Source organism: Arthrobacter sp. TMT4-20 (genome assembly GCF_054510775.1).
Genome location: NZ_JBTNDW010000011.1, coordinates 72,374 through 85,770, shown reverse-complemented (window position 1 = coordinate 85,770; position 13,397 = coordinate 72,374). Strand labels below are relative to the sequence as shown.

Here is a 13,397-nt window from a genome sequence, read left to right as displayed (position 1 = left end):
CCCAGGTTCGGAAGCGAGCATCAACGACCGGGATGGGAACTTGATGGGAACTTGATTGGACACCCACCTATCCAACAATTTCGAAGAAAAATCCTCTAGATTCCGCGGCAAGGACCGAGTTTGGTTACTTGACTGGCCACTTGATGTTGTTCGGGTCCCTAGATACCCCGCGAAAAATCAGGGAACAAAGACGACGCCGTTCGAACCGAACGTGCGGGCTGGATAACATGCGCAGACGAACAAAGTTGTCAGCCGCCGCCGATCATCTGCCTATTTACGCTTTCGCCCTGCCATTACCGTCCAGAGAACATCGATGATTAGGACTATGACCCAGATCTTTCCAGCGTTGTAGATGAAGCTTGGAACTCCTTCGAGTTCGGGACGGCCCCCTGAGCCGAGATGCGCGCCGAGGTCGTTGGTGCTGAAGGAATCGATGATCCAGGACCAGCCGGTGAGAGCCAATCCAATCTGGACCACGGCGAATATGGCAGCATGCCACGTAAGACCTGTGAATCTGGAGCGGTAGGCCTGAGTCTTTGTCACAGTTTTCTCCTCCTGGGTTGATTCGGTTCGCGGAGCGGTCCCCTTCGCCTCTGCTGCGGGGGAAGATATCTGTGGTGCAGTCTCCAGCGGATTGCTGTCGCGGGGAAAGTTGGTTGCGCCGGAGCGTTTGACGGCCCAGGGGGTGATGAGTGCACCCATAGCAATGATGGAGGCGAAGAGGAAGCAGGCGATCTGCCAGTTCGTGGTCGCGTAGCTGATGCCAGCTGCTATGGCTCCCGCCCCGGCGCCAGCCAGTCTTGCGGATTCATAGAGTCCGAATCCCCTGCCCGCACGGTCGCCTGATGCTTCGGCGATCACGGACTGTTCAATCGGGCTGATGGTTGCCCAGGCGGCCCCACTGAGAATCCACAGTGCGGCGATCAGGAGCGGAGAGGGAGCGAATCCCAGAGAGAACGCGAACAGAGCACTGGACAACGCAGCGATAGCAACCACTTTGCGCCGCCCAATACGCATGGTGAGCCGGTGCGCTGGCACCGGCATCAGACTCATCACGATCGCGCCGGGCAGGAACACCAAGGCAACAGAGACCACGTCAAAGTCGAAAGCACTTTGGAGGTGAAGCAGCAACAGTAGCCCGATGGCGGCTTCCGCAAGCGACGTCACCGCCGTTGCTAACAGCATTGGCCAGTGCCGCCGGCTAGGAATCGCCGGGGCTTCCTGGCTCAGCCGCAACACGGGATGGCGAGGTGCGCTAACCAGCAATGCTGCCGCAATGAAGCAGGCTAGGGAAGCACCGAGGAACACGCCGCGGAAATCAAGGGAACCGATCAGCGTCAGGCCAGCAACGAAGGCCACCCACGAGCCGGTCTCCTGCCAGGCCATCAACCGCGGGAAGGATGAAGAATCCTCTGCCACCGTCTCGCTGACCATCGCGCGCAAAGGCACCCAAAACAGTGCCCCACCGACACCCCCGACTACAGCGGAGGCGAAAGCGATTGCGGGGCTGGAAGAAAAAGCGTATCCCACACACGAAATCCCATATATTGCTGCGCCCGCTGCCGCGATACAGCGACGATCACTCACATCAGCAAGCAGCCCCGCGGGAAAGCGTGCCACGAATGACACGAGCAACTCGGTGGCGACCAGCAGCCCGATCATCGTGGCATCCACCCCGAGGGCAGAGCCAGCCCACAGGGGAATCAGGAAGTCGAGCAAGTCCACTGGCCCACCGACAAGTGCGGCGGACCACCTCACGGATGTCACGCGAACAGGCTGTCGTTCAGTACTTGGTGCCGATTGCATGATTCACAGAATACACACGTATTCTAGTTCTATGAACCGAGCGCCGGGTAAGCACGAAGCATTCGCTGAATCTGTGCTGAAGTTGACTGTCCGCGGGGGCATCCAGGCTGTGAGCGTGCGCACCGTCGCCTCAGATGCTGGCTGGTCAGTCGGCGCTCTACAAAAAACGTTCTCTAACAAAGAGGCTCTCTTGCGTGCCTCCCTCCAGCTTTTGGTATCCCGGGTCGACACCCGAATGGATGCCATACCCTTCACCGGAGACGCAGCAGATTATCTTGTGCGCCTCATCAAGGAGACTCTCCCCCTCGATCAAGTGCGAAGAGATGAAGCTTTGGCCTGGAATGCGTTCACCGCCGAAGCCACCCATACCCAGTGGATCGCCGACATGCTCATCTCCCAGGACGAACGTATTTCCGAACAACTCGTCCAAGCCCTCACTGCTTTTGGCGCCCCGCAACCTGCAATCACCGCAGCCAGCGTCCTCGCAGTCTCCGATGGATTCGCCACCAGACTCTTGTATGACCCGAATCGCGCGGAAGAACTCAGTGCGGCGCTCGAACCAATCATTAGCCATTTACTGGTCATGTAATCATCGAACATGAGCTTTTTCGTGAGCGGATCCATCGCGACCGCTCACCGCTTTGGTCTTCGTGAAAAGTTCTCAGCCCCACCTGGGCCCGACCCTGTAGGCAGACGACTTTCATTCACCCGTCCGTTGTGAACCATCTGATTTGAGGAGCCTAAGCCTGGCGGAAGGACCGGCTGATAGAGCCGCTGATCTGAGAAAGCCTGATCCAGATGAGAAAACGCTGCAGGGGCCGGAGCGGCCGGGCAACACGGGATCGCCAACCTTGACGACCGGGCCAAGTCATCGTCGTGGTCAAGTGCGTGCCGCCCGCCGTTGGACTCAGGGTGAAAGCCGTGATCAAGCGCGGGCTACTCCCCGAGTCAGGGTAGGTGAACTCCCAGGCAAGGTGGGTACGAGGCGCAATCTGGCCGAGGGTGATTGTTCGGCGTCGAAACTTTTCCTTCACCTTGATTGGTTTGCCGTTCGGATGAGAAGTCCTCGCGTGTCCCGCCCATCTGGTCCCCTCTTGGTGGTGCTCTTCGTGTTCTTCCGCATTCTCCATCGGTACGACGGCGGACAAGCGGTCGGCAGTAAGACCTTCGATCGTGCCGATGGCGGGCTCCCATTCGGGGATCCGGTCCGGATCACTCAGAAACGACCAAACGTCCTCCACCGGCGACGGTACGAAAGACTCGTTGCTGCCGGCCAGCCCTCCGCCTGTAGCGGCGGTGTATCCCTGACTACTTGTCGTAGGCTCCTCAAAGCTTCGCTCGAGGTCGGCGAGGATGGCGGCGGGAGTGGTGTCCAACCGTCGTAGTAGATCCGCGATCTGCCCGCTGGGTTCACGCATCAGCTCACGGAGAACTGCAGCAGCGTCTGCCGTTCGACCTCTTTTCCCTGCACGGCCGATGAGGTCCGATGCTCGTTTAGACCACTCGTATCCGCGGGTCTCGTGGAACACAATGTTCCCTGAGGTTGGCAAATTCGCGGTTATGCCAAGAGACTTAATTTGTTCTTTCTGACATTCTTCTACTGCCGACCGCGCCGTATGGATGGTGATCCCTCGCTCGCGGAGTATCCGACCCGCCAACTGATCGCTGAGAACCAAGGCCAAGAACAGGTCCTCAAGGCCGGCCACCCGCAGCCCTCTTCGGGAGGCCTCTTCCATCGCTGTCAAAGAGAGCGTCTGGCTGGTAGTCGCATATCGGGTAAATCGGCTCATGGTCGCCTCCTAGGTCGGGGAATCGACGCATCAATGCGCTTGGAGTATTTTTTGTGAACTGCTTGACGGGTGACACCCAGGGCGTCGGCAACCATCTGCCAACTCATTCCCGCACGAAGCGCAGCTTCCACCTGACGCTGTTCCAGCACGTCCGCCAAAACGCGTAGAGAAGCCACAGCCCGCAGGCCAGCACGCGGATCAGTTGTGTCCGCTGTGATGACCGCCACCTGTGATGAATCCATACTGTCACTCTAGCCCCGGGTTTTCATCGGATGTGTGGTTTGGTGTGTGTTTAAGCAGGGAAAGGGTGCTCTGACTTGGGAAAATAGTGTGTCGCCCACCCAGGACGACCCAACAGGGCAACCAACCGCGCCCCAAAACCAGCCCAGCAACCGCGGACCCGTCCGCCGTCCTTAAACACCCGACCAAGACCCCCGACGAAAAATCGAGGCTAGCTGTAGGTCTTGCTGAACTTTCATCCGTGTAGCGCAAATTTCTCGGCGGAGAGCATCCAGGACCCGTTCCTTGCCAGTAGACAATGCTTCTGATTGACCGTCGCGTGTCCGCTGCGGGGTGATGGGGGTTGGCCAGTTCAGAGGGTCTTCGCGTTTCGTGGTGAATTCCACTGCTGAGGAGATGTTCAGACCGCTGTTCTAGCGGCGCTTCTCAAGAGGATACGGATTTAGAAGTTGGTGTTATTCACGAATCAGCGTCCGGTCCTTTTGATGTTCTTGATCGCGGTGTTGTTTGCCTCGACCTTCGCGGTAGTGGCGCCGGTGCCGATGAGGACTTCGATCGCGTTCCACCACCTATTCACCGTCCGCAGGAGCCGTCGGGCCTCGGGCTGGCCTGCACGATCCGCGAGCCTGCACAACTCGGTCTTCGCCACGGTGGCCCTCCCTTAGCATAGAAATAAATGAGGGGTACGGGTCTCTCTGAACTGCTCCCCGTAAATCAGAACTGAATTCTCAGTCCAACTTTCGGGGAGCAGTTCACTCCTCCGCACCCCTCATTTTACGATTACTCTGGTTCTAGTTTTCGCTCATCACCTTAGCGGCGAGGAGAGCTGCGGCGGCTAACGGTAGAAGGTAGCTCCCGATAGCCAAAAGGATCATCATCGTCCCCGATCGTTTGCCCTCTCTGACCGTCTTCGAAAGCGCTGTAAGGCCAGCTGCAGCTAGCGCCGCTGACCCTCCCACCACTAGTGTTGATGCAACTTCAAATGCCTGATCCGGGCGTCCGAATAGCAGTGCAGCAGCAGCAATGGCCAAAACAAAAAGTAGCGCGGGGTTGGAAACGTCGGACGCCTCGACAGAGGCCTTACGACGAAGAACGATCACAGCCGCCGCTACAGCCACGACAACGTTAATTACAATCAGGACAATCATGACGTTTTCCATAAATTCCTTACTTACTTACAATTATTCAAAACGGCGCCGATTCCGGTAAACTCACCGAAAAATGCAATCAAGGCTTTATATCGCGCCTGAGCATTCTTTGCTACTTTGAGCTTGGCTACGACCTTAGCAACTCCGCCCAATTTAGTGATTTTAGAAGCAATTAGTAGGTTGCCTGCAACAAGCGCGCCGATAGAAGCGGTGCACAGAGCCCAACCCCATACGGTGCTCGGGTCGGCAACCACAGGAAAAGCCGTTACTTTTGAGTGATCGACAGTCTGGATCAGGGTACCCCCGTCGACTGTGAACGAAGTTGGAACAGTGTCACCGTTCGCATCATAGGCCCACGGCGCATCAACGCTTCCCAATTTGATGCCATCTTCATCAGAAATGGTTATAGAACCATCACCCAGAACAGCTGCCGTCGCACCGGTCGGAAGACTGAGATCAAAACTATAGTCTGTATCAGCGGCAGCTGAATCAATCCGAATGATGGACTGAGTCCCACCGGCGGTAGCGAAAGTCGATATTGCTGCATGTTGCAGCTCCGTATTTATCAGCGCGTCCCCTTCTCCTTCGAACAGGCTCGATGGGATATCCGTTGGTGAAATGGTTTGCTCATCCGTCAGTTCCCCCGGGATTGTCAGCGCCAAAGTTCCCGCGGTCGCGTCCTTATCTACCACCGTCGCCTGACTCCGGATGGTCGAGACGGTTTCTGCCGCACTGGGAGGGCTCTGGTCGCTTCGTTCGTTCTCGCTGGTCACGTTTGAAGCCGCTGCAGGGCCGGCTCCTGCGGCGATGATGGCCGACGATACGGAAAGCCCAATAAAAGTGCGAACGGGTAAGGAAAGATGTTTATGCACGTTAAACCCCCATGGTTTAGATATTCTCTCATTAGATGGCGCCGGATCTACCTAGCCCCGGACCGACAGGGCAAATAGCCCTCGGGAAGTGTATACATATTTTTCTCGCGTTGTCTATAGAAATTTCGAGAAAAATTAGTGGAGTGCTTGTGAAGTACCAATTTTTTTTTGAAGCTTCTACTAAGCTACTTCGAGCGTTCGACCACGGCGACTCATCATGACATCTTCGTGCGTGCAATCAAATAGAACGATTTCAGCTTATTGCCTCATGAACACTGACCGGTTCCTACCCGATCCTGGTGCACAAGGGCTAGATCCGGTTCCTATAGAAAAACTATGGTGCGACATAGCAAATTCCCAGCTGCACAGCACTATGGAATGAAACACTTGGTCCAGAGGATTGCTAGAAGATTTTGACGTGAAGCATCGCGCCCACGCCAAAGGTGCACCCACCAACGTGTCGCGGTTGGGCTTAGTCACCTCAGAGCTAGAGACACCCGCCGAGCCCCACTTTCAAGATGAAGGCCTGTTGGTCTGACTCGATCTGGTGGACTTTAAAGCGGCTATGAGGCGCCGTGCATTCTCCGGAGAACTCAGCAGGTAGCTAGTCTCCTTGAGGGAGTCGTACTGGTCCTTGGACATCAGCACTGCGGATCCACGGCGAGAGACGATCTCAACATCTACGCAGTCCAGGTTGACGCGTTCAATGAGACCCGTGAGATCTCGGCGTGCTTCAGTGGCTGTGATTGCCATCGTTTTCTCCTCAGTACCCTATTCTCGGGATATCGGTTGCTCGAAGGCCTGCGCCGCCTTCTCTGCGGTCCGCGCGCTCATGATGGCGGCGATGACGATGACGAAGGCGCCCACCAGTCCGTGACTCTCACCCAAACCAGCCATTCCTGCTGGCCAATCTAGAACCACCCCGATCCCAAAAATAACGACTAAGAGCCCAGCGGGCACCATGATCGGGGCTGCAGCCGCGTGGGCTGCCTGCCAGACTTCAGGACTTCGTCGAACCGACCGAGTCCGGATACCGATGAACCCGTTGGGTTTCAGGACACCCTTGGCGGCCAAGAAAACCGGCAACCCTAGAGCGAGACCAAGAACAATGAATATCCACCCCGAATTCACTGGCCGAAACCTGACGGCATGATGTTCGCGGCAGATCGCGTTGAGAGGCGCTCGGACCGATAGCTCTGAATAGCTTGCGTCATACGCACAGGCTACGCGGTTACCTGTGGATACAGGGCGAGCTACGGCCGATTCAGTGAAAGTGGAACCAATACCGCGAGGATCAATTGGACCGCCGGGATCCTATTGCAGCGCTAATGATTCGAGCTGTCACGAGCCCCCTAACCTTGTGGCAGTACCTATTCACGAGAGGCCCCTATCTCATGCCATCTTCGATTCAGCTGACACCCGGAGTTGAAGCGCGCTTGGACCAACTTGCCTCGGCCACGGGACGCACGAAGGCCCAGCTTCTACGTGAACTGATTGAGACGAATTTGGACCGGCTTGAGTCGGAATATCAGCTTGCGCAAAAGGCCGCAGATGTTCGCTCAGGTCATCGCGATACCGTTACCAGTTCCGAACTCCGGCATGAACTCAACCTCGACGGATGAGAACATCCGGCTGGATTCGGCCAGGGACGAATGTCCTCAATGGTTGGCCAGAACCTGCGGATCACCGCTAGTCACTGACCCAAAGGAGGAAACTCCAATTCAGAGAGTAGCTTCACCCTCAGCGAGGTCGCGCGCCCAAGCTCTTTATCGAGGTTCATTTTTAGTCGAGCTGCGAGAATATCGTGTCGCAGGGCGGACAGCACTTCCCCCCTCCTCTCCGCGTCGTAGCTATTGAGAGGCGTCTTTGCTGATTCAGGGGTCGATTCGGGCTTGTCCTTCACGTTTCCGTTGAGCGGTGATGGCTTCGGCACCTCTGAGAGGATCTTTAGCCGACGGGCCTCGCCAATGAGTTGGTCGATAGCATCATCCTGCATGCCGGTACATGATCCTTGCCAGACCGCATCCAGAATGGCCTTTTCCTTGGTATCTGCATCCTTACTCTTCGCCAAAACGCTAAGTATTTTGAGGCCGTAGATGTTCCTCATGTCGTCCACAGAGATAGAGGCCTCCAGCGCCCACTGAGTGCGGGTCCACCATTCAGAGCTGGCTGCCAGATCCCTCTCTTGCTCCGGTATGGGGCAGACTTCCACCGGCGATCTCGCCAGCGACTCTTTGCGATGCCGACGAGAGATCCATCCTGTGACGAAAATTGCAGCAACTGCTAGAAATACTCCGAAAATACTGGCAGCTATCCATGGAGCCCACGATTCAGAATCTGCTGGGGTCGGGCCTTGCTGGGCGACTGCATTCGATAGCACATAGTCCGCCATTCGACTGTTCATCATGTTGCCGCCTTCGTGTCCGTTCCGGCTGTCATGACCGGGTGGCTCGTCTTATAGACCCTTTTATTGCTTGGACTACTTCTGGGGGAAACGGTGCGTCCTCTCGGAGCAGGTACTCCGGGTCCACACCGAACACTGTGGCGATGGCCTGCAAGCAGGCATCGGGGACAATCTGGAGCTGACCGTTCCTCAGCTTTGTCCATTTGGCAGGCGTGAGCGTGTAGCCGGCATTCTTCGTGCCGACCCGGATTGCGGGGAATTCGTAGGGTCGCCCTGACTCGTCCAGTCTCGTCTCGAGAAGCAGGTTGATCTTCCGTGCAAGACTTCGAGCTCGCTGGGTTGCCTCCTGCATTTGGGTGCCCTTTTCTCGGCCAGCCGGGCGGGATGTTGCAAGTGTGCGGTTCTCACCCCCGGCCGTCTGAAAATCTCGCGGCCCGCCGCGGAACTTATCGAGGTCGATGGAATCAACCTGAGCTTCAATTAGGCGCGCGAGATAGTCGGCGCCGTTACCGGTAACGGCCTCAAGAATCTGCGCGAGCTTGACAGCCCGTTCCATATTGATGCTCACGTTGGTTGTTTGGCGCGGTACCTCGGATGCTGCTTGGCCATCAGTGGGGCTTTCGTGTCCTGTCATGCGGCCAGTAAACACTTTCTTCAGGTCAAGATCTGCCTCGTCTACTCGCCCCGCCAGCAGCGCTACTTCATAGCGGAATTATTTCGCTCGTAAACAAGCACATTCTGTCGAATACGGTCCTGAGACATATAGCGACACATTATTTGGACGGTCCTGAGTCCTCTTGGTCTGTCATGTTCCGGCTGGTTCCAGAACCCCCGCTAGCGACGCGGCGCATCCGCCGGTGTAAAGTCTGGCTGGTTGCTGTGACATCCCGTTTACCTTCATCGTATTCCGAGCACTATGGATGCTGCTGATGATCCAGGGGTGCTACTGACAGCGTCACCTCTCATAGTCTGAACCGTCGTGCTGGCGATCGATGTCGGCTATCTGGCTGGACAATCTCGCGGCGTCGATCTTTCTTTGCATCTCCAGGCTTCGGTCTTTCCACTGCTCATAGCCGGGGCCGCTATAGCGGCCAAGGGCGTCGCTTTCACGGCGTTGGTGAGTGGCAAACGAACGACGCTGAAAATCCTCGAACCTGTCCACCAGGGTGGAACCGTCCTTGAACTTCATGCTCCTGAGGAATGCTCCAAGCAAGCGCGGCTGGGCTGCCATGATGTCCCGGCGCAGATCGTCGTAGGCCGGCAGGACAGGGGGTGGGGTGATATCGAGCTGCTGCTGGATCTGCTTGTGCAGGACCAACATGGCTTGCTCCTGGGCACGGTGAGCCCGTTCAGCCGACTCCGCTCGTCGCTTCGCTTCCTGTACGGCCATACGCTCTTCTGCTACCTCTTGTTGAGCTTCTGCGCGCGCCTTGATGATCGCATCCTGTTTCGTTTTGCGCCTGAGGCGAGGAAGGTCTTCGAGTTCTGCATCGAGTGCCTCCCGCCGGGCTCTGACCTCCTGACGTTCCTCCCACAGCTTCTCGGTATCGCGCTTGGCGACGGCAAGAGTGGCTCTGGTCTTGTCCGCCGTGTGGGCGTACTCGGCGCTGGAGGTCCGTTCGGTCGACCTGTCTGTGGCCGTGCGCTGAGGGTCGTACCCCGCCGCCTCAAGTGCGTCACACAGCTCCTTGCGCTGCTTCACGAAATGCCCTGGTCCTTGGAAGAAATCCTTTTGAGAGAGTCGACCGTCGCTGGTAACTGGAACGACGGACAGCTGCAGGTGAGGACTTGTTTCATCCAAGTCGAGGGATCCGCCGACGATGTTCTGTTGCCCGAACTCCCGACAGGCCCAGGTGAGCTGAGCCTGAACGAAGCGGCGTGCCTCGTCGTTGAAACCGTCTGTGCGCCAATTAGGACAATGCGCATCGAACCACTTCGGATCGAGCTGAAGCATGACGCCACGCATGATGACGGCATCTTTGCGCAGTGGCTTCTTCACCTGAGCCAGCCGCGTGGACCGATAGTCGGCGAACTCAGCGCTTGGCGGCCGATCCTTTCCCTTCGAGTCCTTCGTCGACACAGGCCCACGAAATCCACCGTTGCCATTGTTGACGAACGACTCATTCATCGCAGATCTGACCGGATCAATGTTCGGATTCCGGTGCCCGAAATCGAACCCCGCAGCTAAGTCCGGAGCCCGTCCAAGATGACGATCCCGGTTTACCGCATGCGATCCGTTAGCCTTCACCTTCGCCTCCGGGGAAGCGTCGTAAGTGACCGTCCAACTCACAGCGACCACCTCCGCAATGCTTCGGTGAGACCTCCGGTGGCGTTCCCGCGGGGATTCCTGTTCTGAAGTCCGCTGCTCCTCCGTTCATGGGACCCTGCACCCATGAACGGAGCCTCTGCACCGGACTTCAGAACAGGAAGTGTTGCCCCATACACCTTTACGCTTCGCTCCAAGGTTTCCCGGGCCCTCCGGGGGCCGCTGCGCGGTGCCTCCTCAGCGCCAGGCGCCTCGACCAACCGATCCGTCAACGCTCCACCGGAGCCCTGTCGGATGGGCGTCGAGTTCGATACGAGAGTGCTCATTCCGCACCCCTTATGGAGAGCAAGCCACCGTTAGCGCGAATTTTTGCAACCTTCGCGTCTAGCTCCGCCCGTCGCTTCGCGTCCCGCTTGGGACGCTCCTCATCGGGCAGCACCGGGCACTCGTCGTCGTGCTGCCAGGCGTAGTGCTGGTAGCTCCTGCACGTGCATATCGTGCGGAGGCGTTGGTGCTCGATATACAGCTGCTGCTCGGACTGCAACCGCTCAATATCCTTCCGCTGCTGCTCGGCAACGATCGCGGCTTTACGCTGCGCTTCTTCCTCGGCATCGGCGATGTCCTGGGCGCTCGGATTGATCGGCTGGCCAGCCCCGGCGAACTCGGCGAACAAATCATCGCCGTCGATTGGATCGAGTTCGGGACGGGCAATCCGGTCGTGCTGCTCCACGATCGGAGCGACGGTGCGGGCCTCGAGCTCGCCGCGCACTCGGTTGCGCTCATTGATGTCCTTGATTGCCTTGCAACTGCGCGTGAATCGTTCAAGATCTTGGCGCATGTGTTCGTACCGTTCGTAGCTCTGGTACTCCCGGGTGCCGTTGAGGACACCGGAGTTTACGTAGATGGAGAACTCACGCTCGGCAACCGGAATGATCACCGGGAAGCGGCGGAACCCCTGCCCCAGATTTTCTGCCTGATGAGTGATGCGCACGCCCCCCTGCAGTGACTCGTATTCGCCAGCCAGACCGCGGAGAAACTCTTCGTAACCCTGCGGCCCCGTCACGATGTTCACCCGATTCAGGAGCTGTGTCTTCGACCCTTTGATGTTCACGATCGGCTTCTCGTCCGGCTCGCGCCATGGGCCAAGGATTCGAAAGAGCATGCCGCGATTCTTCGCGGTGCGAATCATGTCTCCAACGCGCATGTCCTCCCAGATCACGACCGGCTCGCCGTCGTATCCCTCCCATGACACGTTCTCCCCGCCCACCTTGAAGTAGGGCTTCTCCGATCCCCGCACCAGAGCGCGGGCAAGTGCCTTCGCAAGCAGATCCTTGCCCGTGCCGCCCTCGCCGTAGACGTAGAAGTTCATCACCGACTCCGGCGCGTCCTGATACGAAAGGAAGTCCCCACGCAACTTCTGGAAATGGGCGAGGTTACCCTTCGCGAAGTAAATGGCGGGCTCCTGTTCACGGACCTGCGTCAGCGTCAGCGCACCTTGGCCCACGGCCTGGAAAAGCTTGCTGAGCTTCGCTCCTCCACCGCCCTCGGCGGCGTTGCGGCGTAGAGCCATATGCGCGTCCAACTCACGGCCGAAATCGAAGTTTGCGACAATCCGCCCCCGACCGTACTGGTACTTGCCGGGCTTCCCCTCCTGTTTCTTGTCCACGAGGTAGTGCCGATCCGGCTGGTTGATGCCCTTGGTAGCGTCCTTCCCACGCGACTCATGAGGCAGGTACTCAGCGAGATCGAAGAAGGCCTTCTCCGCCGCGCCGCGACCCTTGTGCCCCGCGGTCCCCTCCTCCTCGGAGGTTTCCTTCGGCGGCTTCACTCGGCCCGAGGGGATCGAAAATTCATCAGAAACGGTGCGTATCGTGGGGCGTGGACCTTCGGTATCGGCGAACCACAGCACCATGTGCAAGTGCAGTCCTTTGATGCCGCAGCAAACCGTCTCGCCGGTGCCCTGGTCAACTTCGACCAAGCGGTCATACGGGTGCCACACGTAGGCCCAGCGGTAAAGGCGATCCTTTAGTGCGGCTAGTCCTTCGTCGACTTGTTCCTGTGTGAGCATAACTTCGCCAGTCTCAGGGTGCTCCCGGTATTGCATCACCGAGAACACACGTGACTGCATGCGGGCGCGCTTCAATTGCTCAGGGCTTTCCGAAGTCTTCTCGCTGACGAAGAACGCCTTAGCACCTACGATCTGGTCAGCAGTAGATTCGACCACGAACGCTTCGACGTCATCGCTGTCATCGGCTCCGGGTACGTCCAACTCGGTAAAGTCCTGGAAAACCGAAGCGAATTCGTTCGGTGATGACCCGTGTGCAGCCGTTTCCAAAACGGATGCGCGGCCACCCAAGGAAGGCCGCGCATGTACAACGGGGCTAGACTCCGGGACGGAGGGAAGGTTAGCGGCCGTTTCCGATTCGTCGGCACTAGGGAGTGCAGCCATTTCGCCGTTTCTTGCGAAACGCTCTTCGGCTGCATGAAGCCTGGCTTCGGCACTCGAAAAAGCGCCAAGCAACCCGCCACTGGCGGGTGCCGTGATGGGCCCTTCGGACAGGGGCAGGTCGGCGGCAGTATTGGCGCCGGCGTCATTGGTGGTGTTCAACGCACACCACCGCCCATTACGGAGGTGACAGCGACGCGCTGACGAGGAGTCAGAGGCGTGTTGGCGAGGCGCTCACCGGCCATGCGGCCAGCGGCACGAGCGGCGGCCATTATGGGATCGTGGCGGTCATCCTGCGGAGAGGGAATCAGACCCTGGTCGAGGCCAGGGCGGTCAGGTGCAGAAACATGGGGAGCGTCGATATCGACGAGCATTGGAAGTCCTCAGGCATGAGTATCTTCCGGTTCCCCGCTTTCTTGGGCTGT

The 13,397-nt window shown here is 58.0% G+C and carries 14 protein-coding genes and 1 pseudogene; 2 read left to right on the top strand and 13 right to left on the bottom strand.

Annotated features, from left to right (window positions below; translation table 11 throughout):
- Nucleotides 1–270: 270 nt before the first annotated feature.
- A complete protein-coding gene (locus ACX80Z_RS11950) occupies nt 271–1,767 on the bottom strand; it encodes an MFS transporter (protein WP_459316027.1) in 1,497 nt (498 codons plus the stop codon).
- A 70-nt stretch (nt 1,768–1,837) separates the two neighbouring features.
- Between ACX80Z_RS11950 and ACX80Z_RS11945 the strand changes: the two genes are divergently transcribed.
- A complete protein-coding gene (locus ACX80Z_RS11945; RefSeq protein ID WP_459316026.1) occupies nt 1,838–2,395 on the top strand; it encodes a TetR/AcrR family transcriptional regulator in 558 nt (185 codons plus the stop codon).
- A gap of 151 nt (nt 2,396–2,546) precedes the next feature.
- Here ACX80Z_RS11945 and ACX80Z_RS11940 read toward each other — a convergent pair whose 3' ends face one another.
- The 7 genes and pseudogenes from ACX80Z_RS11940 to ACX80Z_RS11910 all read right to left on the bottom strand — a co-directional run bounded on the left by ACX80Z_RS11940 (nt 2,547) and on the right by ACX80Z_RS11910 (nt 6,987).
- Entirely contained in the window at nt 2,547–3,596 is a 1,050-nt protein-coding gene (locus ACX80Z_RS11940) for an SRPBCC family protein (protein ID WP_459316025.1), read from the bottom strand.
- Nucleotides 3,593–3,838, bottom strand: a complete 246-nt coding sequence (locus ACX80Z_RS11935; protein WP_459316024.1) for a hypothetical protein — start codon at nt 3,836–3,838, stop codon at nt 3,593–3,595. Before ACX80Z_RS11935 ends, ACX80Z_RS11940 begins: the two co-directional genes overlap by 4 nt.
- A gap of 440 nt (nt 3,839–4,278) precedes the next feature.
- Nucleotides 4,279–4,491: pseudogene (locus ACX80Z_RS11930) on the bottom strand (transposase); the annotation flags it as partial.
- Between the two features lie 136 nt (nt 4,492–4,627).
- Entirely contained in the window at nt 4,628–4,996 is a 369-nt protein-coding gene (locus ACX80Z_RS11925; protein ID WP_459316023.1) for a hypothetical protein, read from the bottom strand.
- Nucleotides 4,997–5,007: 11 nt separating this feature from the next.
- Nucleotides 5,008–5,856, bottom strand: a complete 849-nt coding sequence (locus ACX80Z_RS11920; protein ID WP_459316022.1) for a hypothetical protein — start codon at nt 5,854–5,856, stop codon at nt 5,008–5,010.
- 513 nt (nt 5,857–6,369) lie between these two features.
- Complete coding sequence (locus ACX80Z_RS11915; RefSeq protein ID WP_459316021.1) at nt 6,370–6,609, bottom strand: type II toxin-antitoxin system Phd/YefM family antitoxin; 240 nt, start codon at nt 6,607–6,609, stop codon at nt 6,370–6,372.
- An 18-nt stretch (nt 6,610–6,627) separates the two neighbouring features.
- On the bottom strand, nt 6,628–6,987 hold the full coding sequence (locus ACX80Z_RS11910; protein WP_459316020.1) for an SdpI family protein: 360 nt from the start codon (nt 6,985–6,987) through the stop codon (nt 6,628–6,630).
- A gap of 197 nt (nt 6,988–7,184) precedes the next feature.
- Between ACX80Z_RS11910 and relB the strand changes: the two genes are divergently transcribed.
- Complete coding sequence (gene relB / locus ACX80Z_RS11905) at nt 7,185–7,478, top strand: type II toxin-antitoxin system RelB family antitoxin (protein ID WP_459316019.1); 294 nt, start codon at nt 7,185–7,187, stop codon at nt 7,476–7,478.
- A gap of 71 nt (nt 7,479–7,549) precedes the next feature.
- On the opposite strand, the gene ACX80Z_RS11900 is transcribed toward relB, so the two are convergent.
- The 5 genes from ACX80Z_RS11900 to ACX80Z_RS11880 form a co-directional block, all read right to left on the bottom strand.
- Nucleotides 7,550–8,263, bottom strand: a complete 714-nt coding sequence (locus ACX80Z_RS11900; RefSeq protein ID WP_459316018.1) for a hypothetical protein — start codon at nt 8,261–8,263, stop codon at nt 7,550–7,552.
- 28 nt (nt 8,264–8,291) lie between these two features.
- The gene (locus ACX80Z_RS11895) at nt 8,292–8,894 is read right to left on the bottom strand and encodes a hypothetical protein (protein ID WP_459316017.1); all 603 of its coding nucleotides are present in this window, start codon (nt 8,892–8,894) and stop codon (nt 8,292–8,294) included.
- A 321-nt stretch (nt 8,895–9,215) separates the two neighbouring features.
- On the bottom strand, nt 9,216–10,550 hold the full coding sequence (locus tag ACX80Z_RS11890) for a plasmid recombination protein (RefSeq protein ID WP_459316016.1): 1,335 nt from the start codon (nt 10,548–10,550) through the stop codon (nt 9,216–9,218).
- 298 nt (nt 10,551–10,848) lie between these two features.
- Nucleotides 10,849–13,134 (bottom strand): RNA helicase, encoded by a 2,286-nt coding sequence (locus ACX80Z_RS11885; protein WP_459316015.1) that lies wholly within the window; start codon nt 13,132–13,134, stop codon nt 10,849–10,851.
- A complete protein-coding gene (locus tag ACX80Z_RS11880; protein ID WP_459316014.1) occupies nt 13,131–13,346 on the bottom strand; it encodes a hypothetical protein in 216 nt (71 codons plus the stop codon). The genes ACX80Z_RS11885 and ACX80Z_RS11880 overlap by 4 nt, the downstream gene beginning before the upstream one ends.
- Nucleotides 13,347–13,397 lie beyond the last annotated feature (51 nt).

Excerpts from the sequence above, each read along its gene's own strand:
- ACX80Z_RS11945 (WP_459316026.1), top strand. The coding sequence starts at position 1,838 with ATGAACCGAGCGCCGGGTAAGCACGAAGCATTCGCTGAATCTGTGCTG.
- ACX80Z_RS11940 (WP_459316025.1), bottom strand. The coding sequence starts at position 3,596 with ATGAGCCGATTTACCCGATATGCGACTACCAGCCAGACGCTCTCTTTG.
- ACX80Z_RS11935 (WP_459316024.1), bottom strand. The coding sequence starts at position 3,838 with ATGGATTCATCACAGGTGGCGGTCATCACAGCGGACACAACTGATCCG.
- ACX80Z_RS11925 (WP_459316023.1), bottom strand. The coding sequence starts at position 4,996 with ATGGAAAACGTCATGATTGTCCTGATTGTAATTAACGTTGTCGTGGCT.
- ACX80Z_RS11915 (WP_459316021.1), bottom strand. The coding sequence starts at position 6,609 with ATGGCAATCACAGCCACTGAAGCACGCCGAGATCTCACGGGTCTCATT.
- relB (WP_459316019.1), top strand. The coding sequence starts at position 7,185 with ATGATTCGAGCTGTCACGAGCCCCCTAACCTTGTGGCAGTACCTATTC.
- ACX80Z_RS11900 (WP_459316018.1), bottom strand. The coding sequence starts at position 8,263 with ATGATGAACAGTCGAATGGCGGACTATGTGCTATCGAATGCAGTCGCC.
- ACX80Z_RS11895 (WP_459316017.1), bottom strand. The coding sequence starts at position 8,894 with ATGACAGGACACGAAAGCCCCACTGATGGCCAAGCAGCATCCGAGGTA.
- ACX80Z_RS11880 (WP_459316014.1), bottom strand. The coding sequence starts at position 13,346 with ATGCTCGTCGATATCGACGCTCCCCATGTTTCTGCACCTGACCGCCCT.